Here is a 24,553-nt window from a genome sequence, read left to right on the forward strand (position 1 = left end):
CCGTTATAAACCTTATCAATGCATAAAAAAATTCCCCGGTTAGAACTTTCCTACAGGTATAACAAATGAGTTTTTATTTGAAATGAAGGTTAAAAACTTCCGGCCCTTCTCTGGTTAATTCGAATTTCATTGTGTGAGGTGCATTTCCATAGGGGTTTTCGACTTTTACTTTCCATTTGTCTTGACCTTCTTCTATGACTTCGACAAAAGGGGTTTGTTTCAATGCCTTCATATACTCTTGTTCAGTTACCCTCTTTTCCTTGCCGTCTATCTTTAAGATGAATTCTCCATTTCTTTCGCTTCCGATATTGTCTCCTAAGTGTTCGGTCAACCACCCGGCGACCTGCGGGGATATGTTTTCTGCTGTTTCCAGAACGCTTCCGGTATTCAATTCAGGCTTGTTTTTCAGCACATCAAATAGATAGTGTTCCACCTTGCCGCATTCGAAGATCATGCCGTGTTCGTCGATCCCGCCTTCTGTACTGCATACATCGACTGCAATGCCGTCGACGGGAAGTTCGCTGTCTTTGAGTTCTTTTTTACCTGCGGTGTCGATTCGGTAGTTCTCTACACCTTTAACGGCATAGCCCATCCGCTGGCCATCGGAATTCAGTTCGTAGTAGTTCATACTTTCATCGTTCAGCATCGGTTTGGTGATGAGGTCCAGTTGCGAGAAGACAAAGTCGGCCTCAGTATAAGGAGTCGGGCCCCATTCTTCGGCATCCGACTTGGTCCTTTTTACGTTTACTGAATCCCCGTCTTCGGAAAGTCTTATCCGGTAAAAAACGGTCTCGGGGTAATCCTCATCGACAATTGATATATCAAGACTTTCGTATTCTCCTTCTTTATCAATGACCACACTAAATCTAGTCAGCTTCACGCCATAATCATTCTCCACGTCCAGTTCCTTCTTAATATTGGTCCATTCTTCCAACAGGCTTCCCTCATAAAAATTCGTCTCCTGAAGGGTCACCTTTCTTGGCCATTCATACCATTCCTGAACTGCAAACGACAGGATCACTGACAAAAGGAAGACTGTAAATCCGGTAAAAGCTGCACGATTCTTGCTCCACACATTGACCCGGATGTTACGGAAAAATAGTATAAAGATTATAATTCCCACAGGAATAGGGAATCCGTTCAGGTTAAACATCGCCGTCCCGAGGATGGTGTACCCGATCAACTTCGCTAATAGGTATGGTTCTTCTTCGTCTGATTTACGGTATAAAACAATTACGACTGCAATTGATAATACCAGCAGCATGAGTTCAAGCATCTTTAACGCCCCCAAACCTTCTTCGCTTTCATATATATTCATTATACAGGAATCCGGCGGTATTTTTGGGTAATTAATCCAATTATCCACAACAAAAAACCCCGCTGCATCTAAAATGAAACGGGGTTCATCCATTTATTTTATCAACCAATCACAGACAGTAAAATCGCCTTCTGCACATGCAAACGGTTCTCTGCCTGCTGAAATACAGCCGACTTCGCTCCGTCGATGACTTCACCAGTCACTTCTTCGCCGCGGTGGGCAGGGAGGCAGTGCAGGAATTTCACACCTGAGGAGGAGTGGGCAAGTAGTTCGTCATTTACCTGGTAAGGCTCGAAAATCTGAAGTCGCTCTGCAGTCTCCTCTTCCTGTCCCATGCTGGCCCAGACGTCTGTGTAGACGATATCGGCGCCGGCAGCGGCTTCCACTGGGTCATGGGTGAGCGTAAAGCTTCCTCCGCTGTGCCCGGCAAGCTCCACCGTGGCATCGATGACTTCCTGAGCAGGCTCGTAGCCTTCGGGACAGGCCGCCACTACATCCATTCCAAGCTTCGTACACAGGATCATGAAGGAGTGGGCAACATTATTTCCGTCTCCTATATAGACTACCTTCTGTCCGGCGAGCTGCCCTTTCAACTCGTAAATGGTCAGGACGTCAGCAAGTGCCTGACAGGGGTGATACGTATCGCATAAGCCGTTGATGACGGGAACACTCGCATGCTCTGCAAGTGCTGCAACCTTTTCATGTTCAAAGGTGCGGATCATGATGGCATCGACGTAAGAGGAAAGCACTTTCGCGGTGTCTGCAATCGATTCGCCCCTTCCCAGCTGGATGTCGCGTGAATTCATGTAGATCGCGTGACCGCCAAGCTGCAGCATGCCGGCTTCGAAGGATACGCGGGTCCTGGTCGATGATTTCTCGAAGATCATCCCGAGTGTTTTCCCTTCCAGTTTCTTTGAAACCGGGTCCTTCTTAAGCTGCTCCGCCAGTGACAGGAGTTCATGCACCTCTTCTGTTGTATAGTCCAGCCACGTCAACAGGTCCCTCCCTTTAAGGGATAATGTCTTAAACGGTGACAGGACTGCATTTGATTTCATCATGTTCACTTCACTCCTTGCATCATTTTAGGTTTTGCCAGTGGAATCGGAGCAGCTTCGCCCGTCTCCATACTCTTTATAAAAGCAAGCAGGGTTTCTTTTTCCGTGATGACGGTAATTCCCCCTTCAAGTGCCTGAATGCGTTTCTTCTTCATCTCTCCGTTATCCTGGTTATTGAAATAGACCGCTGCTTCCGGGGCGTCCACCCACTCATCAAATCCGGCTTCTCCGGAAGTTTGATGGACTTGAAGATCGTCGAAATCTCCATCGACGAATATCGTGCCTCCGTTCTGCACATGATCATGCAGCGGTTCAAACACCTTGAACATCGCTTCTTCCACCGTATGCCCAAGGCACATCCCTTCTCCGGTCGACTTCATATTCGCTCCCAGAATATGGTCAAGTTCAGGAAGGGCGTGCGAAGAAAAGACCGGATATTTCACCGCCACGGTTTCAAGTTCACCGGCAGACGGTGCAGGGAACGAATCGATCTTCAGCTGCCCGTCACATAAAAGGTCGGCTGCCATTTCAATCAATGAAAAGCCGATGACCTTGCTGATGATCGGCACTGTCCGGCTTGCCCGAGGATTGACTTCCAATATGAATACCTCATCCCCCTGAAGGAGGAACTGGATATTCATGATTCCTTTATAATTCAGGGCAGAGACGACTTTCCCGGCATAGTCCGCGATTTCACTTTTGACTTTTGCGGACAGTGATTGTGCAGGAAAAATGGCCATGCTGTCCCCCGAATGAACGCCGGCCCGTTCGATATGCTCCATGATGCCCGGGATATAGGCATTCTCCCCGTCTGCCACCAAATCGATTTCAGCTTCCGCACCCGTTTTGAATTCATCGACAAGGACTGGAAAATAGTCTTCGTCTGCTTCCTCGAGCCACTTATGGAGTTCTTCCTTCGTTTCCAGTTTGACCATTCCCTTGCCGCCGATGACATAAGACGGACGGCACAGAATCGGGAATTGCAGGTCCTTCGCTGCCTTCAGTGCCTGGGATCTGCTGTGACAGATGTCCCCTTTGACGCGGGGAATCTCGAGCCCGTCAAGCAATTGATAGAATCGGTCACGGTCTTCGACGGCATCAATGGTGTCAGAAGTGATTCCAAGCAAGTGAACCCCTCTTTCTTCTAAAAGAGGTGCAAGATTCAAGGCCGTCTGTCCCCCGAATTGAACGAGGACGGTATCGATCCCTTCATGTTGAATGATCTCCATGACGCTCTCTTCTGTGACCGGCTCGAAATACAGGCGGTCTGCCGTCTCATAGTCAGTGCTGACCGTTTCCGGATTATTATTCACGATGATCGTTTTGTAGCCGTGTTCCTGCAGGCGCTGATTCGCTTTGACCGCACTGTAGTCGAACTCCACTCCCTGGCCGATCCTGATAGGGCCGGAGCCGATGATGAGCGCCTTCTTTCCGCCGGAAAGCGGCTCTATTTCATTTTCTCCCCAGTAGGTGGAGTACGCATAGTTGGTGATTGCGTCGAATTCGCCGGCACATGTGTCGACCATTTTGAAGCCCGGTTTGAACCCGAAGGCCTTGCGCAGAGCCGTGACCTCACTTTCCCCTGTGCCTGAAAGTCTGGCAATATCACGGTCTTCGAATCTATATTTTTTTGCCAGCTCCAGGAGTTCAGGACTTAAAGGTTCTCGCTGCAGCTTACTCTCTACACTCAACAGATTTTCAAGGACGGACAGAAACAGTTTATCGATTCCTGTTTTGTCATGAAGCTCAACCATTCCCACGCCTCTTCTCATCAGCTCCACCAGTTGAAAGAAGCGGATGTCCGTCGGAAATTCGATTGCTTCGAGGAGCACCCCGTCCGGCAATGACACAAGTCCTTCCTTAAGGGAGAGACCCACCGCATCGATGTCCAGGGATTGGACCGCCTTTTGAAAGGCTGCTTCCATCGTCCGTTCAATCGCCATCACTTCCCCGGTCGCTTTCATTTTCGTTCCGAGACGGCGGTTTCCTTCAGGGAACTTATCGAACGGCCAGCGGGGGAATTTGACGACCACATAGTCTAGTGCAGGTTCAAAGCTCGCATATGTCGTCCTTGTCAGCGGATTGATGATTTCATCCAATGAATAGCCGACGGCCAGCTTGACGGCGATTTTCGCAATCGGGTAGCCGGTCGCCTTCGAGGCCAGTGCCGAAGAACGGCTGACCCGCGGGTTGACTTCAATGACGTAGTATTGATTGCTGTCAGGGTCTAAAGCAAACTGTATATTGCAGCCTCCCACGACTTCGAGGGAATTGATGATATCAAAAGCCGCCGTACGGAGCATATGAAACTCCTGATCCCTCAACGTCTGCGAAGGGGCAACGACGATTGAATCACCGGTGTGGACCCCTACCGGATCGAAATTTTCCATGTTGCATACCGATATACAATTTCCTTTCGAATCTCTCATCACTTCATACTCGATTTCCTTGAAGCCGGCAATGCTCTTTTCCACAAGGATCTGATTGATCGGGCTTGCTTTCAACCCGGTTTGGACAAGCTTGACGTACTCTTCTTCCGTGGATGCGATCCCGCCTCCTCTTCCTCCCAGTGTATAAGCCGGGCGGACAATGATCGGAAGCGAAATCCTTTCTGCAAAAGCAAGTGCAGATTTGACGTCCTCGACGATTTCACTTTCAGCAACCGGATGATCGAGCTCGTTCATGAGGGTACGGAATTTTTCACGGTCCTCCCCCTTCTGGATCGACTCCACCGAAGTACCGAGCAGTTTCACGCCGTATTTATCGAGGACCGCTTTTTCATGGAGCTGCACTGCAAGATTGAGCGCCGTCTGCCCGCCGAGATTCGCCACCAGGCCGTCGGGCTTCTCCTTTTCAATGATGCCTGTGACCGTTTTAACCGTAAGAGGCTCACAGTAGACTGTGTCAGCGTTTTCGGTATCGGTCATGATCGTCGCAGGATTATGGTTCACAAGTACGACTTCATATCCTTCTTCCTTCAGGGCAAGGCAGCCCTGGGTGCCTGAATAATCGAATTCTGCTGCCTGACCGATGATGATCGGTCCGGATCCGATGACGAGGATCTTCTGAATACTTGAATCTTTAGGCATAAATCTTCTCTCTCCCTGGTTGTTTGATGGATTGATAGAATTCTTCAAAGATGTAAGATGCATCTTCGGGACCCGGACGCGCCTCCGGATGGAATTGCACGGATAGGATCGGTTTCGACTCATGCTGCAGTCCTTCTACAGAACCGTCGTTCACATTGAAAAAACGGGGCTTGAGATTCGTCCCTTTTAAACTCTCATCCTCGACGACATAGTTGTGATTCTGTGAGGTCAGGTAAACCCGGCCTGTTCCGTGATCGATGACCGGATGATTTGCTCCCCTATGGCCGAACAGCAGTTTTCGGGTGTTGCCCGCGAGTGCCAGGGCGATCAGTTGGTGCCCCAGGCATATCCCGAGCGTCGGAAGTGTCAGGATATATTCTTTCAACTGCGGCAGGATGCCCCCCATTTCTTTTGGGTCGCCGGGTCCGTTGGATATGACGATCGCATCCGGCTCAAGCTCCTGAAGTAATTCCAGACGATCATATGGCACGACGGTGACCGAACAGTCCATATCCACAAGGCTCGTGATGATTGACTTCTTCACCCCGAAATCAATCAGGGCAACCTGTATACTCCCGCTTCCATACCTGCTTACTTCTGCCGATGCCACTTGTTCAATCTGGCCCTTCAGCGTATGGGAAGGGGGAATTTGTGCTGATGCACTCATACATGCATTCTGGCTCCCGAGCTCCCTGATCGTTTTCACCACCTGGCGTGTGTCCACTCCCGTCATATAAGGTATCTTCCATTTTTGAAGATACTCTTTAAGGGAAGACGTCGCCTGATAATGCGAATAAACGTCCGGACAATGAAGCATGACGACCCCTTTAACCTGAGGTCCGGCACTTTCGGAATCACTCTCATTGATTCCATACTGGCCGATCAGCGGATAGGTGAAGACCACGATTTGATCTTTATAGGAAGGATCCGTGAGCACCTCCTGATAACCCGTCATACCAGTAAAAAACACGATCTCGCCGACAACGTTCCCCTTGCAGCCGGGGGACAATTCGCCCTTGAAGACGGTCCCGTTTTCCAAACTTAAGCAGCCGGTCATGATGTATCCCTCCAATAAATGAATTTTTATTATAAATTAAGTATTTTTATGCATTTGTGATTAAAAAATTTTACCTGGCCGCTTCCGCTGTTTGTTGACTGAGGCAGTGTTCCAGTATCGCGAGTGCTTCCTGAAGTTCCTCTTCGGTGACGTTCAAAGGCGGGAGCAGACGGATGACATCCGGCCCTGCAGGAAGTGTCAGCAGCCCGTTTTCCCGCAGGTGCCCGATCGGAACCTTCGCTTCTTCCGCCAATTGGATGCCGATCATGAACCCTTCCCCCCTCACCTCTTTCACCAGATCCAATGACTCAAGTTTATGTTTAAGGGACTGGATAAATGCTTCAGACTTTTCTTTCACTTCTTTTAAAAATGACTCGTCGATGATGGTCTCCAAAGTCGCTTTCACTGCGGCCATCGCCAGGGGATTCCCTCCAAAGGTGGATCCATGGGTGCCAGGTGAAAAAGTTGAAACGAGCTCTTCCCTTCCGATCATCGCCCCGACCGGGAATCCGCTTCCGAGACCCTTCGCTGCTGTTACAATATCAGGTTGCAGACGGTAATGCTGAAAAGCAAATGGCGTTCCGGTGCGCCCGATCCCTGTCTGCACTTCGTCTATGATCAGAAGAGCACCGAGCTCCCTGCACTTATTCTCCACTTCTTTCAGAAATTTTTCCGTTCCCGGATGGACTCCGCCTTCCCCCTGGATCACTTCGACCATGATCCCCGCAATATCGTCACCACCAACGTCTCTGAGCGCTTCCACGTCGTTATAAGGCAGGTACTCAAAAGCCGGCAGCAGCGGACCGAATCCGCTGTGGATCTTCTCCTGGCCTGTTGCGCTCATCGTCGCGAATGTGCGGCCATGGAAGGATTGTTTGAAGGTGAGGATCTTTGTTTTACCAGTATGCTTTTTTGCCAGTTTGATTGCCGCTTCATTCGCTTCCGCTCCGCTGTTGCAGAAGAATACTGCATCGAGCCCGCTTGCTTTCGCCAGAAGACCGGCAGCCTGCTCCTGAACGGATAGCTGAAACAGATTCGACACATGCCACAGTTTATCCAGCTGATCTTTTACTGCCTTCTTTACCGCTTCAGGGGTGTGGCCGAGATTGCAGACCGCTATGCCCGCTATAAAGTCCAGATATGTCTTTCCGTCAGCATCTTTCACCCTTGTTCCTTCACCAGAAACCAGTTCAACATCCAATCGGTTATATACAGGGAATAAATGACTCATGAAGCCGCGACCCCTCCTTTATCTTTGATTTTTGTACCCAGTATGCAGCCGTCTTTAAAAATGGCCTGCTGTCCGCCTGTGATCATCACTTCTTTCAGATGTGGCGACAATGCGGTAAGCGCCGAGTTCACCTTCGGGATCATCCCTCCCGAAATCACACCATCCGTAATCAGCTGCTTGATTTCTTCAGCGGTTGTGTCCGGAATCAATTTTCCTTCATGAAGGATACCGGGTACATCGGTAACGTACAGAAGCTTCTCAGCTCCAGCCGCTTTCGCAATCGCAGCAGCAGCGAGGTCGGCATTGACATTTACCTTCGTTCCGTCTTTCGTAAGGGCAAGAGGCGCAATCACAGGGAGATATCCTTCTGAAATCAATACGGTCAATAACGCGGTGTTCACTTCTTCAATGTCACCGACCAATCCAAGTGACTCCCTGTCAATCAGGGAAGCAGTCAATAAACCGGCGTCATAGCCGCAGAGCCCGACCGCGTTCAATCCGTGTTCGTTCAATGTACCGGTTAGATGGCCGTTCACTTTTCCTTTCAGCATCATTTCAGCGACCTCGAGAACCTTTTCCGTCGTTTTGCGCTGTCCGTTTATGAAGGTCGTTTCGATATTGAGCCTGTTGAGCGTATTTGTGATTTCCGGGCCGCCGCCGTGGACAATCACCGCGCTGTACTCTTTCATCAAGTCAGCAAGGCTCATGAAAAATTGCGGGGAGAGTCTGTAAAGGATGCTCCCTCCAAGTTTGATGACAAGTGTCTCACGTCCGGTAGCTGGCATTGATTTTGACATAGTCATACGTTAAATCACACCCCCACGCTTTTCCTTCTCCGGCACCGTCCTTTAAAAAGACGCTGATCTCTACATGTTCTTCATTTTTCATATAGTCACTGACACTCTGTTCATTGAAGACCTGCGGGGTGCCTTCCGAGAAAACAAGCTCCCCTCCAATGTAAATATCACATGTATCAGGCTGGAGGACGGCAGGGCTGTGTCCCATTGCCCCGACAATCCTTCCCCAGTTTGGGTCTGCTCCGTAAATGGCTGTCTTGACGAGATTCGAGCCGACTATTTTCTTGGCAATGACCTTGGCATCCCCGTCCGAGTGTGCCCCTTTCACCGACACTTCCACTAGTTTGGTCGCACCTTCCCCGTCACGGGCAATCTGTTTTGCCAGGTCTTCGCATAAAAGCGTCAGTCCTTCCTGGAAGTTCTCCCAATCAGGATGATTTTCATTTAACGGCTTATGATCTGCCGTTCCATTCGCCATCACGATGACCATATCATTGGTTGACGTCTCACCGTCGACGGTGATCTGATTGAACGTGGTATTGACCGCTTTCTTCAAGGCGCTTTGAAGGACCGGTGCTGAGATATTCGCATCCGTCGTGATGAATCCGAGCATCGTCCCCATGTTGGGATGGATCATGCCGGAACCCTTGGCAGCACCCCCGATCGTGATGGTTTTTCCGTCTACCGTCACTTCAACACAAGCCGCTTTTTCAACGAGATCTGTCGTCAGGATCGCCTGCTGAAATGATTTGGCACTGTTGTAATCTTTATGGACCGCAATATGACTGCACCCTTGTTCGATTTTTTCCATCGGGAGGCACTCACCGATCACCCCGGTTGAGGCAACGGCAACATACTCCTCGGGAAGCCTGAACCGTTTTGCGATCAATTCCCTCGTTTTATAGGCATCCTTTAGTCCCTGTTCACCCGTGCACGCATTGGCGATCGCACTGTTACACACAATTGCCTGAAGAAGGCCTGCGGAGGCGATGCTCTCCTGCGTCACTTTTAACGGGGCCGCCTGGAAATGACTTTGGGTATAAACGGCTGCGCTCTGTGCAGGTCTCTCACTGTAAATAACGCCAAAATCCTTTTTCTCATAACGAAGTCCGATATGGATGCCTCCTGCCTTAAAGCCCGCGGGGGATAGTATGCCTCCCCCTTCAACCTTCTGCACTGCTTTTTTCTCAATGACACTCACAACTCTCTCCTCCTTTTATGGATAGGCTGTTCTCTATAAGGTCGTTGCCTTTCGTAAATAGACTTATAGCTTGTGGACGTGCTCTTTTTGATCTCAAGCTTACACAACAGGTGGACGGACAAGCGGAAAATACCCATGTTCCGGTATTTTCTTGTGCGCGGCTCAGGCGAAGTATGCGAAAAGAGCCTAAGGATAAATAGGATAATAGAGAAGGCCTGCCGTTTCTTCGAGACCAAATAGGAGATTCATATTCTGCACGGCCTGCCCTGCTGCGCCTTTTATCAGATTGTCGATCACGGAAACGATTGTGACTCTCCCAGTCCTTGAATCTGCTTTTATTGCAATATCGCAGAAATTGGTCCCGAATACTTCTTTCGTGCCGGGGTATTGGCCGGTCGGCCGTATGCGTACAAACGGGCTGCCGCTGTAAAAACGGCGGTATTTTTCATGTAGTTCACCGGTTGTTTTTTCCTTTTGAAGATCGCAATAGACTGTCGCCATGATTCCCCTGGTCATTGGAATGAGGTGCGTCGAAAAGGTGATCGGTCCTGTATCGGCGTCCCACCTCTTCAACTGTTGTTCGATTTCCGGGGTGTGCTGGTGTTCATGCACCTTATATATCCGCAAATTTTCCTGAGTTTCTGAAAAGTGGCCGGATAACGAAGGTTTCCTTCCTGCCCCTGAAAGACCGGTTTTGGCGTCGATGATGATAGAATCAGGCTTTATCAGCTTGTTCTGTATCAGCGGAGCAAGAGCCAAAAGGGAAGCTGTCGGGAAACAGCCCGGATTTGCAATCAGTTCAGCTTCTTTAATCGCCCCTTGATTGCATTCCGTCAATCCGTATACCGCTTCTTTCAAGACCGCTGAATCTGCAGCCCCGTCTTTGTACCAGTCCTCATATTCCTTTGGATCCTGCAGCCTCAGGTCGCCGGAAAGGTCAATGACTTTGGCTTTCCCGTCCAGAAGCTGAGGGGTCATCTTTTTTGAAATCCCCGCGGGCACCGCCAGGAAAACTGCATCGAGCTCTTTCATTTCATCAATCTGAATCTCCCGGACCAGATCCTTTGTCAATCCGGTCAGATGGGGATACTGCCCGGCATAGGATTCTCCCTTTAAGCTTGATGAATATAAAATACACTCATCAATCGCAGGATGATTCGACAGCAGGCGGTGCAGCTCCACCCCTCCGTATCCGGTAGATCCGACAACTCCAACATTCATCAATCAATCACCACACTCAGTAGATTTAAATTAGGTCTAATTATATGACTGCATAAAAATAAAATCAATAGTATATTTATTAAAATTTAAACATCATTCTTTCTCCCTAAATAAAAAGCCCGTCCCTCAGCGCTTTAAATCACCGAGGGACGGGCGTTCTTTTTTCAGCAAAGCTCTTTTCGCATACTTTGTTGCTTTACACACAAGAAAATACCGGAAATTGGGTATTTTCTGATGTCTGGCCACCTGTGGTTTAAACTTGAATTCGAAAAGAGCACGTCCTCAAGCAACATTCAGGCTGCTAGTCAATTTACGAAAAGCAACAATCTTTCAGAAAACAGCCTTCAGCAATTAAAATTGTTCTGTTTCGGTCGATCCTTTCAGGGCCGTCGTGGAGGAAGTCCCCCCTGAGATTACCATGGATACCTCATCAAAGTAGCCGGTTCCCACTTCACGCTGATGCCTTGTTGCAGAATAGCCGTGAACCTCACTGGCGAATTCCGCTTGCTGCAGTTCGGAGTATGCGGCCATTCCACGATCCCTATATCCTCTGGCCAGTTCGAACATACTGTGATTCAATGCATGGAAGCCTGCAAGCGTGACAAATTGGAACTTATAACCCATCTTGCCCAGCTCAACCTGGAATTTCGCTATCGTTTCATCATCAAGCTTCTTCTTCCAGTTAAAAGATGGCGAGCAGTTATAAGCAAGCAGCTTTCCAGGATGCTCTTTATGGATCGCTTCCGCGAATTGACGGGCTTCCTCAAGGTTCGGTTCGGATGTTTCACACCATACAAGGTCAGCGTAAGGTGCATAGGCAAGACCCCTTGCGATTGCCTGATCGATACCTGCCTTCGTGCGGAAGAACCCTTCCGTTGTACGTTCGCCGGTGATAAAAGGCGCATCATATGAATCGACGTCACTTGTGATCAAGTCCGCTGCGTTGGCATCCGTACGGGCAACGATCAGGGTCGGCGTTCCCATTACATCAGCCGCCAGACGGGCTGAGATCAAGTTCTTAACAGCCGTTTGAGTAGGAAGAAGCACTTTCCCGCCAAGATGTCCGCATTTCTTCTCCGAGGAAAGCTGATCTTCAAAGTGAACAGCCGATGCACCGGACTCGATCATGCCTTTCATCAATTCAAATACATTCAGCTGTCCGCCGAATCCTGCTTCTGCGTCCGCAACAATCGGGACAAACCAGTCAATCGATTCATCGCCTTCCACATAATGCACCTGGTCCGCACGCTGAAGGGCCTGGTTGATGCGCTTCACGACTGATGGTACAGAGTTCGCTGGATATAAGCTTTGATCAGGGTACATATGCCCTGACAGATTAGCGTCCGCCGCTACCTGCCAGCCGCTTAGGTAGATTGCCTTCAGCCCTGCCCTTACCTGCTGGACGGCCTGATTTCCGGTTAAGGCACCGAGCGCATTGATATAGTCTTCTTCATGAAGCAAATCCCAAAGTTTCTCCGATCCCCGCTTTGCCAATGTATGCTCAATATCGATGGATCCCCTTAAACGGATGACGTCCTCCGCTGAAAACGGTCTGGAAACACCGCGCCATCTTTCATCCATTTCCCAGCTTTCCTGTAAAGTCATTGCTCGTTCATTCATACTGTTCTTTGTCATTGATCTCTCTCCCTTGTCATTTTTTAGAATCTTAAACATAATGGGTAAAACGTAAGTAAGTGTCAGCGGATGAATACAGATATTCTGCAGGTGTGGCGCATCTGAGTTGTGGGGAATGTCTTGGAGTGATGTCTATGATGGATGTAGGAACTGCATTCTTATTGTTATAATACAGATTAATTAACATGTTTGTATTATATAACAGTTAGTTTTCAGATGGAACCTTTTTTTATGTATTTTTGTTCGACAAATTTTGCACAAAAAAAAGACCATGGAAACGGCCTTGATTTTAACGGGATTACGAAGCATCTAATCCCTCTTTTTCTTATGTTTTAATCTGTAAATAATATAGGCAATCAGGTTTGCAGGCAGGAATAATGGATTGATTTGTGTATTCTGATGAAGAAATGCCTCTCCGAAAGGCATCTCATCAAAAACCTCTCCCGCTTTGCGTTTATGCTTTTCCTTCTCTTCTTCCATCGCCTTGATATAGCGGTATTGAATGGGAATCATAACAATCGTAATGACAAACAGGGCAGATGCAACCAATAACCCGATGGAGTAAAAGTCATTCAATTAAATCCCTCCTTTATTTATCATACGTATGATTGATAAGCAGGTTTCATTTTTATTGAAGGCTGTTTTCTAAAAGATTGTTGCTCTGCGTAAATAGGCTTGCAGCCTGAATAGTGCATGTGGACGTGCTCTTTTCGAATTCAAGTTTAAACAACAGACTGACTAACAAGCCGAAAATACCCAAGTTCCGGTATTTTCTGGTGTGCAAAGCAATAAAATATGCGAAAAGAGCCTTATTGAAAAACGGAAGCGCACATAAATAAAACCGGCCTTGCCAATGACAGGACCGGTATTTCGATTATTCGTAAATATGAAGATACGTTTCCTTGCTCCCTTTTTTCTTCACGACGAGCGCCTCTGGGCCGTATGAAGAGTTGATAAGCAGTTCCACGTTCCAGCTTTCTGGAGTGTTCTTGCCGATCAAACTGGACAGATGGCGTGCAAACCCGATTGTTTCCGCTTTGCCATTATAGGTCAGCGCCACTTCCATATTCATGTCTGTGAGCTTCCCGCCTTGATACAGCGCTTCTCCCGTTACGCCGGTGAACACAGGGAAGTAGCCTTCGATTTCCTTCTTCAAATCCTGAAAAATCTTATTATCTTCCGGGTGATCTTCAGCTGCAACCGGTGAAGGGAAAATATAATAATCTTCATCGATCCCTTCCCAGTTCTGAATGGTATCGGTCCCGGGCTCCACAGTTGCATAGGCAAAGAATTGACCCGGAACAACCTGCTGCTTAGGAGCTTGTTTATATAAAGCGATCATGATGGGCACATTTTTAAGCTCATCTTTCTGCCTCATCCTTTTCATTACCTCGCCGGCCATCTTCGCCCCTTGTTCCTTCAGAACGTCATTGCTGATGTTCTTGACCATCCTCGTTCCGTTTGAGAGATTGGTTTCATAATTGACCGAATTCAACGAAAGGGCGATGACCACACCGCCGAGCCTGACTTTGTTGTCATCTTTCTTTTTCACCAAATAATTATGCTCCACGATATGCGCGAGATAAATCGGCGCGTCTTCCCCTTTGGCCTGCACAGGATTCAATCCCAGGTTCTCGCTTTCTTTCAGCCCTTTGTCGGCAAGCTGTTCACTCGTGAACTTACGCTGAAGCCAGCTGTCGACCATTTTCTTTGTCAGGAACTGTCCCTCTTTGAAGAAGTATTGATCGGTTGAAAAACGGTTCTGGGCGACGCGCAGCAATCCATTTTCAATCTCATTAATATCATATCGGGAACCCAGATCATTGACGACTACACCGCGCGCCTTACTTGTGTCGTAGGGGAGCATCGTCTTATAATAATCGTTTGAAATTTGAAAGTTAGGAATGATCGCCTTTTTCGATTCACTGTCCTGATTCTCCTGAACGACTTGATCCTGTTTTTCAAACGTCGGCGCACAGCCGCCGAGTATCAACAGGGCGGCTAATACGGCCGATAGCCTTTTTTTCATTACGTCCTACACCTCTTATCGGTTAAGTTCTTCCATCAGCTTGTCCTCATCCCAAACTTCTATATCAAGCTCATTCGCCTTTTTAAGTTTCGATCCTGCATCTTCACCGGCAATGACAAGGTCCGTCTTCTTGCTCACGCTTCCTGTCACTTTACCTCCGAGCATTTCGATTTTCTCTTTTGCTTCATTCCGGCTCAGTTGTTCTATTTTCCCTGTCAACACAATGGTTTTCCCCGCAAAGTAAGAATCAGCTTCACTTGCCGAAACTGGCTTTGGACCTTTATATACCATGTTGACCCCGGCTTCCTTCAGCTCTTCGACCAGCTCTTTCACTTCATCGTTTTCAAAATACGCGACGATCGCATCGCCCATTTTCTCACCGATTTCGTTGATATTCGTCAGCTCTTCCTTAGAAACTGACATCAGCTTGTCCATTGAATCGAACTCTTGGGCAAGGGTCTTGGCCGCTTTGGCCCCTACATGTCGGATCCCGAGTCCGAAAAGCAGTTTCTCGAGGGAATTCGATTTTGAAGCTTCAATCGCCTGAAGGAGGTTATCGACGGACTTCTCACCCATCCTCTCAAGCTGAAGGAGCTGATCCCGTTCCAATTTGTACAGATCAGCCACATCCACGATTAACTGCTCACGGAACAGCTGACTGATGACTTTCTCACCAAGTCCGTCGATATTCATCGCATTTCTGGAGACAAAATGGATCAACCCTTCACGAATCTGGGCAGGACACTTCGGATTGATGCAGCGAAGCGCCACTTCCCCTTCCAGCCTGACAAGCTCGCTTTCACATTCCGGACAATGCGTCGGCATGCTGAATTCCTTCTCTTCACCTGTTCTCTGGTCCTCCAGCACGTTCACGACCTCAGGGATGATGTCCCCTGCTTTCTTAATGACAACATGATCCCCGATTTTGATATCCTTTTCCCTGATGAGATCTTCGTTATGCAGGGACGCCCGCTGAACGGTTGTACCTGCAACCCTCACCGGATCGAGGATGGCGGTCGGTGTAACCACGCCGGTCCGTCCGACACTCAGTTCGATGTCTTTTAAAATCGTGACCACTTCTTCAGCCGGGAATTTGAACGCGATTGCCCAGCGCGGACTTTTCGCCGTCGTGCCGAGGGCTTTCTGCTGGTCCAATGAATCAACCTTAATGACGATGCCGTCGATGTCATATGAAAGATCCGGACGTCTTTCCGTCCAGCTCTCCACATACTGAAGGACTTCCTCTATATCTGCACAGCGCTTTCGTTCCGGATTCGTTTTGAACCCGAGGTGGTCCAGCCGGTTGAGACCTTCGCTGTGAGAGTCTATACCTGTATCCCCGATGTCTGCCAGGGCATACAGGAAAATATCCAGATTTCGGGATGCAGCAATTTTGGGGTCTAGCTGACGCAGTGATCCCGCCGCTGCATTCCGCGGATTCGCAAAGGGTTCTTCTCCCTTTTCCTCTTTCACTTTATTCAACGCTTCGAAAGACCGCTTCGGCATGAAAGCTTCACCGCGTACTTCAAACGAAAGGGGTTCCTTGATTTTCAATGGTATTGAACGGATCGTCTTCAGGTTGGCTGTGATATCCTCCCCTATCGATCCGTCCCCGCGTGTCGCTCCTTGCACGAATATCCCGTTTTCATAACGGAGGGACACGGCCAGGCCGTCGATCTTGAGTTCACATACATACGAGAAATCATCCCCGACAGCCTGGCGTACGCGGCGGTCGAAATCACGGAGATCCTGTTCATTGAAGGCATTCCCCAGACTGAGCATCTGACTGCGGTGTTCCACTTTCTCAAATGCATCGAGAATCGTCCCCCCGACCCTTTGGGATGGGGAGTCCGCTGTTCTCAGTTCAGGATGCTGATCCTCGAGTTCGATCAGTTCCCTCAGCAGCTGGTCATATTCGGAATCGGGCACCGATGGTTTATCGAGGACATGGTATTCGTAATTGTATTGATTTAAAAGTTCGTGCAGTTCGTGCACGCGTTTTTCAGCCGATTGTCGGTCCATTCTAACAACCCTTTCATGCTAATCTTTCACGCTTATTGAACAAGTGTTTAACTTTATGAACGTTGATTTAACAATGTTTTTGGATAATGATCAAACGTTTGTTTAATTCTCTAAACTACTTTACTGCAACTAAATGCCGCTGTTGATTTCCGGTGCAAGACTTCGCTTTCCGCGGGCGGCCGGTGAGCCTCCTCGTCGCTGCGCTCCTGCGGGGTCTCACCTGTCTCGCTTTTCCCGCAGGAGTCTTCGTCTTGCCCCTCCAATCAACAGCTGGATTTTCCTCAAATCTTCATCTTCACCTATTATCGAAAGCTCGTAATTTCCTCAACCTCATTACCACAAAAACTAAACCCGCCGATCATGCTTTTTGGATAGGGGCAAATTTGGCCAGAAGGCGTTTGATGCCTGTCGGGCTTGGGAAAGCGATGTCGAGTTCGACGCTGTCGCCTGAGCCTTTTACGCTTACGACGGTGCCTGTGCCCCATTTTTTGTGGGACGCCTTGTCGCCTACCTGCCAGGAGACTGCTTCTCCGCCGGTTGTCTTCTGTACAACCGGTCGTGTGACTGGCTTCCTTGGTGCAGGACGGGACGGAGATCCTCCTGCCGTTCTGCCAAACGGTGACGAGAACGGGCCTTTACTCTTGCTTTCGGCCATGACATCATCCAGCAGGTCTGCCGGGATTTCACTGATGAACCTCGATACAGGATTCATTTTCGTCTGCCCGAACAGGGTCCTCATCTGTGCATTTGTCATATAAAGCTCTTCTTCTGCACGAGTGATCCCAACATAGGCAAGCCTCCGCTCTTCCTCCATTTCGTCTTCTTCCATGAGGGAACGGCTGTGAGGGAATACACCTTCCTCCATCCCCATGAGGAATACGACCGGGAATTCAAGCCCTTTCGCAGCATGAAGGGTCATCAGGATGACTGAATCCTTCGGCTGATCATCTTCATCCAGCTTATCGATGTCGGCAACGAGGGCAAGGTCTGTCAAGAACGCCACAAGGCTCTTATCGTCGTTAGACTGTTCGAAGCTTTTTGTAACGGACAGGAACTCGTCCAGGTTTTCCAGTCTGCTCTGGGATTCAATCGATTTTTCCGCTTTCAGCATATCGGTGTAGCCTGATTTCTCAAGGATTTCTTCTACAAGCTCTGTTACCGATAAGTACTCCTGCATTCCAGTATAGCCTTTGACCATTTCTTTAAATTCAATCACAGCTTTTGTGATCTTCGGGCTCAACCCGATAAAATCAGCTTCCTCAAGCGCAGAAAACATCGAAATGTCATGATCCGCTGCGTAACGTGCGATCTTATCGACTGAGGTCGCCCCGACTCCGCGTTTTGGTACATTGATTACACGCTGAAGGCTGATATCATCATCAGGATTGGCAATCAAACGAAGATAAGCCAGGATATCCTTGATCTCTTTTCTGTCGTAGAACTTGATGCCGCCGACGATGCTGTATTCAATATTCGATTTGAGCAGGACTTCCTCCATAACACGCGACTGGGCATTTGTACGATACAGGATGGCAAAGTCAGAGTATTTACGTTTTCCGCTATCCACCATCTCCTTGATCTTTCCTGTAACGAACTGCGCTTCTGTCTGCTCGGAATCCGCCCTGTAATAAGAAATCTTTTCTCCGTCGTGATTCTCCGTCCAGAGATTCTTCGGCTTACGGTTCGAATTCTTCTGGATTACTTCATTTGCCGCCTGCAGGATACGCTTGGTCGACCGGTAATTCTGTTCAAGTAAAATGACGTTCGCGCGCGGATAATCCTTTTCAAACGAAAGTATATTGGCAATATCCGCTCCGCGCCAGCGGTAGATCGATTGATCCGAATCCCCTACGACGCACAGATTCTGAAAGCGTGAAGCCAATAATTTCACGAGCATATATTGCGCCTTGTTCGTATCCTGATACTCGTCCACGTGGATGTACTGGAATTTACGCTGATAGAATTCCAGCACTTCCGGAACCCTTTGGAACAAGTGGATCGTCGTCATGATCAGGTCATCGAAGTCGAGTGCCTGATTCTTGCGGAGACGCTTCTGATATTCTGTGTAAACATCCGATACCACCTGGTCATAGTAGCCACCAGCTGTTTTGGAGAACTCTTCCGGAGTGATCAGTTCATTCTTCGCGGAACTGATGGACCCGAGGATGGAACGGGCATCGAATTTCTTCGGATCGATATTTTTATCTTTCAGGATGGATTTGATCACGGACTGCTGATCCGTCGAATCCAGTATCGTGAAATTCCTGTTCATCCCGATGCGGTCGATGTCCCGGCGCAAAATCCGCACACACATACTGTGGAATGTTGAAATCCAGATGTTCTCGGATGCTCCGCCCAGGATATTATTGATACGATCCTTCATCTCCCTGGCTGCCTTATTCGTAAACGTGATCGCCAGTATGTTGTAAGGATTCACTCCTTTTTCCACCATTAGATACGCAATCCTGTGCGTCAGCACTCTTGTCTTACCTGACCCCGCACCTGCCATGATCAATAAGGGACCCTCTGTCGCCTTCACCGCTTCCGCCTGCTGCGGATTCATTCCGTTCAATAACCGATCAGTCAAAAATTGCATAACATTCTCACCACCATAACGAACATTTGTTCTGTATTTGTCTTCCATTATATCTTAAGGAGGGCTGAACCTCCAGCACGAATCTATCCTTTTACAGCCTTAACTGTTTTTAAAGCCGCCTTTAAATCTTCATATACAATATTTCCAACGACGACCACGTCTGATACCCCAGCCATTTCCCGGGCCTGTTCAGTGGTCTTGATGCCGCCGCCATAGAAAAGTGTCGTATTTTCAAGTGAATCTTTTACTTCTCTTACAATATCAATATCACCGTATGTACCGCTGTACTCCAGATAGAAAATCGGCAGGTTGAACATCTTTTCCGCCATCATCGCATACGCAGCGGCATCCTCGCCTGAGAGTTCCGTATTGGCTTCCGTCACCTTTGCTGCTTTGCAGTCACTGTTCAAGATACAATACCCTTCAACAAGGATTTCATCCCAGTTCATGATCTCCCCGTATTCCTTCACCGCCTGATGATGAAGGCCGGTGACCCAGTCAACATTCGGGCTGTTCATCACCATCGGGATAAAATACAAATCAAATCCCGGGGTGATCGACTCCAAATTGGAAACCTCCAGGATACACGGCACTGTATAGCGGCGCACCCGCGCCATCAAATCGAGGACATTCTCGAGAGTTACACCGTCCGTTCCCCCTACAATGATGGCATCCGTTCCTGACTCGCATACAGCCTCCAGCTCATCATCATCTATATGTTTATCGGGATCCAGCTTAAACGCATGTCTCCACTTTTGAACATCATACATCGATTGTTCCTCCATTCATACATCCATCTAACGTATTATATCATGTGCAGAAGGGAGTCGCATTACCTCGTCTTTTGTTAAAAAATGAAATTGGGACGTGTTCACCGCTGGAGGCATTTTTGTGTTTGCTGGGTTGTAACGGGGCAAGTGGTGCAGGCGTGGGGGTGGAGCGGCTTACGAATGGTGTGCGGCATACGCAGGGTGTGCTGCTTAATTAGAATGATTCTTGTAAGATCATAAGTTTGGAAAATGGATCATATTTTCCCAGAATGGAACATAAGTTTCCGGAATGGATCATAAATCCTGAAAATGGATCATAAATACACTCAGGCAGGCAATGATTACCTAGTTGACGGACTGTTTATGTAAATCCGAACCACTTCCTCACCAAATTACATAAAATTCATTAAAACAGCCCATCCCCACCTTCAAACTTAGCAAAGAATGAGCCATATACTCAAAAAACCCCCTCCTCAACCAAAGGACAGCCCCAAAGCCGCCTCCCTCTCCAATCGCACAAGCATCACCAAATACAGCCCCTCTGCCAACCAAAAAACAAAAAAACCGCTATCCAGTTAAGATAACGGTTCCTCTACTATTCTTCCGCTTTTTCATGCACGCGGTCGAGCACAAGCTGATACGCGTCGTTGCCGTAGTTCAGGCAGCGCTTCACCCGGGAGATGGTGGCTGTGCTTGCTCCCGTCTCGGTTTCAATCTTATGATACGTCTTGCCTTCTTGAAGCATGCGGGCCACTTCAAGTCTTTGCGCAAGGGATTGAATTTCATTGATCGTGCACAAATCATCAAAGAATCGATAGCATTCTTCCATATCCTGCAGGGAAAGAATCGCGTTAAAAAGCTGGTCCAGTTCTTTCCCTCTAAGTTTGTTTATTTGCATATATAATCTCCTTTTCCTTCTCTATTGTTGATACGATACAGATCCTGACAAGCCTGGAGAGTCCGGGATGATATTGATCCAGGTTGCACCTTTTCTGAGCGGAACCTGCTTTCCGTCTTCATATGGGAGAATCCTGCCGTCCTTGTTTTCCCATTTGACCTCACGAAGTTTTCCATCCTGCAAGAGGTAGGCGTTTCCGCCGGATTCCAGGTCGATATCCCTTCTGCCTGCACTGTCAATGATCTTATGCGGTGCTTCGGCAATCAGGATATTCTCAAGCAGGACAGGATCTTCGGTTTCGTAGTCAACCGTCTGTTCCCCGTTGGAATATCGTTCATATTTGCCTTCGTCCCTATTGTATTCATAGACGACATCAAACAGCGGATTATTAAAATAGGAAATCATGACCGATTCGGCTTCCTTTCCATCCACTGCTGCATCTTTTGAAGCAAAACGCAGCGGCTCAGGGGGATTCTCCATTGAAAAGCCGTTTTCATTTGCCCCTTTTTGAATATTTTCAAAAGAAATATACGAATTATGAGGCGCCTTCCGGAAATCTGCCCGCTTGAATAGCGTCCCATCGTACCTGATGCCGTTCAAGTGATCGATTTCACCGCTTTCAAGCATCGCTTTTGCGTCAGGACTGTAGCCATGGGCAATATATACACTATCGTAGCCCTTTGCAAGGTCGATATAATAGTCCCTTGCGCTCCGCACCGGCCCGACCTTATCGGGCTGCCTGCTTTGAAAGATGGCAAGGAATCTAGTCACATCCCCTTCTGCCAATACTTCATACACAATATCCGCTTTGGAAAGGCCGGATTGCGGCCTTGCTTTCGGATGATTATTCACCATAACAGCGACCGCGCGATCGGTCGATTCTTCCTTCATTTCTTCACCGGTAAGCGGTGACTGAAATTTCATCACGTTCTCGACATCTTCATTCGCCACGGGCGCAGCTTCTTCTTTTGCAGGTTTCTTTCCTGCTTCTTTATCTGAACTGCATGCTGCAAGGGTCAGAGCACTTAACAAGATAATAAGTGGCTTTTTCAGCATAAAATTGTAACACCCCTAATGTTGTCTCTATACTTTCATATTTTAACGCATTATCGTTGGAAAGAGTACCGTTTTCTTCATTACATCATAGATTCCTTTTTGCGTCACCCGAATATAAGGCAAATGGGTCGACTGCAAAAAGAGCAGCGTGTAAATCGGATCGGCAAATTTATAGCCCCGTTCTGACAGCAGTGCCTTCATGATTTTCTCTTCTTCGATCAACTCCGGCATCTCTTTTTTCGAAAGAAGGCCGCTGAGCGGAAGCGGGATCTCGTGAAGCACTTCTCCGTTTTCCGTCAGGACGATGCCTCCTCCTATTTCTTTCATCCGATTGAAAGCAGCGATCATATCCGGTTTGCTTTTCCCGATCAGGATGATATCCCCCGTATTGGAGTAGGAAGACGCAAATCCCTTCACCCCGTTGGAGAATCCTTTCAGCATGGTGCTGATCCTCCACTTCCCTTTTCGGTCTAGGAGCATCAGGAAAGACTGGTCATGATCCGGAGCCAGTTCATCTGTCGACGGATTGATATTGATCGAATACGGCTTGGTGATCACATCGTTTACCATTTCAATGCCAAATGGCATGGAGAACTGAAGATCATCATAAGTTACATCCCAGTCCAGTGAGAGAGGGGTGAAGCCATGTTCCTCCCATGGAATCTCCTGATCATGTTCGACCGTCATCGTATCTTTCAGCACCCATTTCCCTTTTGACAGGACAGAAACAGGTGTAGGATCCTCTTTTCTGCTGAGGAAGTTGATATTGGCAACCCTGCCTGTCGCAATCATTCCATGCAGGTGTGTCAGATTATAGTAGTTGGCCGCATTATAACTTGCCATGTTGTAAGCTTCGATCGGGGAAATCCCCTTATCGATGATCATTTTAAGCAATACGTTCAAGACTCCCTCTTCATGAAAAGCCGGTGTCGACCCGTCTGTTGTAAGAAGGATGGAATCGAAATTTTCGATTCCCTTTTCCTTGAGGCCGTCGAGCAGAACCGGGAGATCCGGGCGTATCGATGAGTGACGGAGCGTCACCGTCAAACCCTGGATCAGTCTTTTGTAGACGTCTTCCCCTGTCATCGCTTCGTGGTCGCCGTCGATTCCGAGAAGCTTGAGCTTGGCGATCGTTTTGTCAGAAGAACCGGGAAGATGTCCCTCGACGATTTTCCCCATCCTCTTGGCTTCCTGCATCCAGTGAAGAAGCAGATCGTCCCCTTCCAAAAGGCGCGGCCACGCAGTCAGCTCCCCGCCCTGGACGACCGAATCATGCTCAAGCCATGATTTTACCTCTCCATTTGAAAAGGTTGTGGCTTCACCGGCCATTTCGGTCTGGGAATCAAAGCGTGTCCACCAGTACATCGAGTACGGCAGCTTATTGAATTCCTTCAATAAAGAAAACGCTTTCTTTTTTTCCAACTGTAAAAACATCATGAGGTTATCATTTACAAATGCAGTTGTACCTGTTTGGGATGCATATTTGGAAAAAGATTGGGGATTATAAAGCTGAAACGGATGTACATGCGGTTCTATATATCCGGGCACAAGGTATTGTGAAGCACAATCCACGACTTCACATTCTCCCAGCTGTTCCGGGAGCCTGTCACCGGTATAGACGATGCGGTCTTCGTACACCCATATATGTCCCTGCACCCATTTCTTCAATGTGGAGTGCAGGTAAGTTGCATTTTTTAAAAGGATAGTCGGAGATCGCTCCCCGTCGAGAACCTGTACGTGTTCCCGCAGTTGTTTATTCTTCCATCTGTAGCGCTGTTCCAAGGCGAACACTCCTCTGGTGGAATGGTATTGAATGTCTGTTTTATTTATCTCATTTCTTTAACATGTATGCTGGCTGAAAGGTTGATAAAACCTTCACATAGCTCCTTTCGCCTAAAAAGAAAGGGCTTTCATTTATGTTAACATATTTTGTATTTTAACGCATTAAAGGTTTACAACAATTATGTGAATTTTCAAATCAAGGAGGAGTTTACAAATGAAAGTATCATCAAACATTGGGATCATCAATGCATTGATCCGCATCACGATTGGGTTAACGATTCTGACATGGACAACGGCCAAGCTCGTCAAGCGCCCCTGGAGAGATTCCTATCTCGTTCTGGCCATGGTCGGAGCCATGAAAGTGGGCGAAGGAATCCTGCGTTACTGCCCTGTCACCGACCTTTTTGAAAAGAGGGGCGAAAGCGGCAGTGAGAACAAGTCCAAAGGAATGGGAAGTAAAGCGATGGACATGTTCAATGTTAAAGATATGCTGAAATCTGACAAAAAGAATACTGGGAACCAGAATTTCGGCGGAAGTGGGGATCATAATAATCAACACGAGCCGAACATGTCAAAGAAAGATGCCGATTTTAATCCCGAGGACCTGACCAATAAAGAAGTCCAGGACGCATTGAACGGCGGACTCGGTGACTCATCCGACAAAAAGGACAACTTCGATAACCACGGCTTCACTCAAATCTAATCAAAGAGGGACGGGCCTTTATCCCGGTAAAGGCCCGTCCCTCGTCACATTAACGTATTAAATTTTCATTAAAGGAGATGCTTGTTATGTTCT

Annotated in this window: 18 protein-coding genes; 1 reads left to right on the forward strand and 17 read right to left on the reverse strand. The window is 48.1% G+C overall.

Annotation, left to right across the window (positions count from 1 at the left end; all coding sequences use genetic code 11):
- Positions 1-73: 73 nt before the first annotated feature.
- The 17 genes from ACKA06_RS01995 to ACKA06_RS02075 all read right to left on the reverse strand — a co-directional run bounded on the left by ACKA06_RS01995 (position 74) and on the right by ACKA06_RS02075 (position 23,757).
- Positions 74-1,318 (reverse strand): hypothetical protein, encoded by a 1,245-nt coding sequence (locus ACKA06_RS01995; protein WP_411158931.1) that lies wholly within the window; start codon positions 1,316-1,318, stop codon positions 74-76.
- Between the two features lie 101 nt (positions 1,319-1,419).
- The gene (gene argF / locus ACKA06_RS02000) at positions 1,420-2,376 is read right to left on the reverse strand and encodes an ornithine carbamoyltransferase (protein ID WP_411158932.1); all 957 of its coding nucleotides are present in this window, start codon (positions 2,374-2,376) and stop codon (positions 1,420-1,422) included.
- Between the two features lie 2 nt (positions 2,377-2,378).
- Positions 2,379-5,462 carry a carbamoyl phosphate synthase large subunit gene (locus ACKA06_RS02005; protein WP_411158933.1) on the reverse strand — a complete coding sequence of 1,028 codons (3,084 nt, stop codon included), beginning with the start codon at positions 5,460-5,462 and terminating at the stop codon, positions 2,379-2,381.
- The gene (locus ACKA06_RS02010) at positions 5,455-6,519 is read right to left on the reverse strand and encodes a carbamoyl phosphate synthase small subunit (protein WP_411158934.1); all 1,065 of its coding nucleotides are present in this window, start codon (positions 6,517-6,519) and stop codon (positions 5,455-5,457) included. Before ACKA06_RS02010 ends, ACKA06_RS02005 begins: the two co-directional genes overlap by 8 nt.
- A gap of 70 nt (positions 6,520-6,589) precedes the next feature.
- Positions 6,590-7,750 carry an acetylornithine transaminase gene (locus ACKA06_RS02015; protein WP_411158935.1) on the reverse strand — a complete coding sequence of 387 codons (1,161 nt, stop codon included), beginning with the start codon at positions 7,748-7,750 and terminating at the stop codon, positions 6,590-6,592.
- Positions 7,747-8,553 (reverse strand): acetylglutamate kinase, encoded by an 807-nt coding sequence (argB, locus tag ACKA06_RS02020; protein ID WP_411158936.1) that lies wholly within the window; start codon positions 8,551-8,553, stop codon positions 7,747-7,749. Before argB ends, ACKA06_RS02015 begins: the two co-directional genes overlap by 4 nt.
- Positions 8,516-9,748, reverse strand: a complete 1,233-nt coding sequence (gene argJ, locus ACKA06_RS02025; RefSeq protein ID WP_411158937.1) for a bifunctional ornithine acetyltransferase/N-acetylglutamate synthase — start codon at positions 9,746-9,748, stop codon at positions 8,516-8,518. The genes argB and argJ overlap by 38 nt, the downstream gene beginning before the upstream one ends.
- A gap of 186 nt (positions 9,749-9,934) precedes the next feature.
- Positions 9,935-10,969, reverse strand: coding sequence for an N-acetyl-gamma-glutamyl-phosphate reductase (gene argC / locus ACKA06_RS02030; RefSeq protein WP_411158938.1), 1,035 nt, complete (start codon positions 10,967-10,969; stop codon positions 9,935-9,937).
- 351 nt (positions 10,970-11,320) lie between these two features.
- Positions 11,321-12,604, reverse strand: a complete 1,284-nt coding sequence (gene aceA, locus ACKA06_RS02035) for an isocitrate lyase (RefSeq protein WP_411158939.1) — start codon at positions 12,602-12,604, stop codon at positions 11,321-11,323.
- A gap of 309 nt (positions 12,605-12,913) precedes the next feature.
- Entirely contained in the window at positions 12,914-13,180 is a 267-nt protein-coding gene (locus ACKA06_RS02040) for a DUF3949 domain-containing protein (protein ID WP_052011227.1), read from the reverse strand.
- 298 nt (positions 13,181-13,478) lie between these two features.
- A complete protein-coding gene (locus tag ACKA06_RS02045; protein ID WP_032085456.1) occupies positions 13,479-14,633 on the reverse strand; it encodes a CamS family sex pheromone protein in 1,155 nt (384 codons plus the stop codon).
- Between the two features lie 15 nt (positions 14,634-14,648).
- Positions 14,649-16,655 (reverse strand): NAD-dependent DNA ligase LigA, encoded by a 2,007-nt coding sequence (gene ligA / locus ACKA06_RS02050; protein ID WP_197669970.1) that lies wholly within the window; start codon positions 16,653-16,655, stop codon positions 14,649-14,651.
- 358 nt (positions 16,656-17,013) lie between these two features.
- Complete coding sequence (gene pcrA / locus ACKA06_RS02055; RefSeq protein WP_198259346.1) at positions 17,014-19,251, reverse strand: DNA helicase PcrA; 2,238 nt, start codon at positions 19,249-19,251, stop codon at positions 17,014-17,016.
- Between the two features lie 83 nt (positions 19,252-19,334).
- A complete protein-coding gene (pcrB, locus tag ACKA06_RS02060; RefSeq protein WP_058299112.1) occupies positions 19,335-20,021 on the reverse strand; it encodes a heptaprenylglyceryl phosphate synthase in 687 nt (228 codons plus the stop codon).
- 595 nt (positions 20,022-20,616) lie between these two features.
- Positions 20,617-20,919 (reverse strand): YerC/YecD family TrpR-related protein, encoded by a 303-nt coding sequence (locus ACKA06_RS02065; RefSeq protein WP_032085452.1) that lies wholly within the window; start codon positions 20,917-20,919, stop codon positions 20,617-20,619.
- A 21-nt stretch (positions 20,920-20,940) separates the two neighbouring features.
- On the reverse strand, positions 20,941-21,975 hold the full coding sequence (locus ACKA06_RS02070; RefSeq protein WP_411158940.1) for a DUF3048 domain-containing protein: 1,035 nt from the start codon (positions 21,973-21,975) through the stop codon (positions 20,941-20,943).
- 42 nt (positions 21,976-22,017) lie between these two features.
- Positions 22,018-23,757 carry an adenine deaminase C-terminal domain-containing protein gene (locus ACKA06_RS02075; RefSeq protein WP_411158941.1) on the reverse strand — a complete coding sequence of 580 codons (1,740 nt, stop codon included), beginning with the start codon at positions 23,755-23,757 and terminating at the stop codon, positions 22,018-22,020.
- A 214-nt stretch (positions 23,758-23,971) separates the two neighbouring features.
- Between ACKA06_RS02075 and ACKA06_RS02080 the strand changes: the two genes are divergently transcribed.
- Positions 23,972-24,460 (forward strand): YgaP family membrane protein, encoded by a 489-nt coding sequence (locus tag ACKA06_RS02080; protein WP_214872767.1) that lies wholly within the window; start codon positions 23,972-23,974, stop codon positions 24,458-24,460.
- Positions 24,461-24,553: the final 93 nt, after the last annotated feature.

This window comes from Rossellomorea oryzaecorticis, assembly GCF_045897515.1.
Lineage (GTDB): Bacteria > Bacillota > Bacilli > Bacillales > Bacillaceae_B > Rossellomorea > Rossellomorea enclensis.

Excerpts from the sequence above, each read along its gene's own strand:
- argC (WP_411158938.1), bottom strand. The coding sequence starts at position 10,969 with ATGAATGTTGGAGTTGTCGGATCTACCGGATACGGAGGGGTGGAGCTG.
- argB (WP_411158936.1), bottom strand. The coding sequence starts at position 8,553 with ATGACTATGTCAAAATCAATGCCAGCTACCGGACGTGAGACACTTGTC.
- ACKA06_RS02015 (WP_411158935.1), bottom strand. The coding sequence starts at position 7,750 with ATGAGTCATTTATTCCCTGTATATAACCGATTGGATGTTGAACTGGTT.
- aceA (WP_411158939.1), bottom strand. The coding sequence starts at position 12,604 with ATGACAAAGAACAGTATGAATGAACGAGCAATGACTTTACAGGAAAGC.
- ACKA06_RS01995 (WP_411158931.1), bottom strand. The coding sequence starts at position 1,318 with ATGAATATATATGAAAGCGAAGAAGGTTTGGGGGCGTTAAAGATGCTT.
- ACKA06_RS02010 (WP_411158934.1), bottom strand. The coding sequence starts at position 6,519 with ATGACCGGCTGCTTAAGTTTGGAAAACGGGACCGTCTTCAAGGGCGAA.
- ACKA06_RS02070 (WP_411158940.1), bottom strand. The coding sequence starts at position 21,975 with ATGCTGAAAAAGCCACTTATTATCTTGTTAAGTGCTCTGACCCTTGCA.
- ACKA06_RS02065 (WP_032085452.1), bottom strand. The coding sequence starts at position 20,919 with ATGCAAATAAACAAACTTAGAGGGAAAGAACTGGACCAGCTTTTTAAC.
- ligA (WP_197669970.1), bottom strand. The coding sequence starts at position 16,655 with ATGGACCGACAATCGGCTGAAAAACGCGTGCACGAACTGCACGAACTT.
- pcrB (WP_058299112.1), bottom strand. The coding sequence starts at position 20,021 with ATGTATGATGTTCAAAAGTGGAGACATGCGTTTAAGCTGGATCCCGAT.
- ACKA06_RS02005 (WP_411158933.1), bottom strand. The coding sequence starts at position 5,462 with ATGCCTAAAGATTCAAGTATTCAGAAGATCCTCGTCATCGGATCCGGA.
- argF (WP_411158932.1), bottom strand. The coding sequence starts at position 2,376 with ATGATGAAATCAAATGCAGTCCTGTCACCGTTTAAGACATTATCCCTT.
- ACKA06_RS02045 (WP_032085456.1), bottom strand. The coding sequence starts at position 14,633 with ATGAAAAAAAGGCTATCGGCCGTATTAGCCGCCCTGTTGATACTCGGC.
- pcrA (WP_198259346.1), bottom strand. The coding sequence starts at position 19,251 with ATGCAATTTTTGACTGATCGGTTATTGAACGGAATGAATCCGCAGCAG.
- ACKA06_RS02080 (WP_214872767.1), top strand. The coding sequence starts at position 23,972 with ATGAAAGTATCATCAAACATTGGGATCATCAATGCATTGATCCGCATC.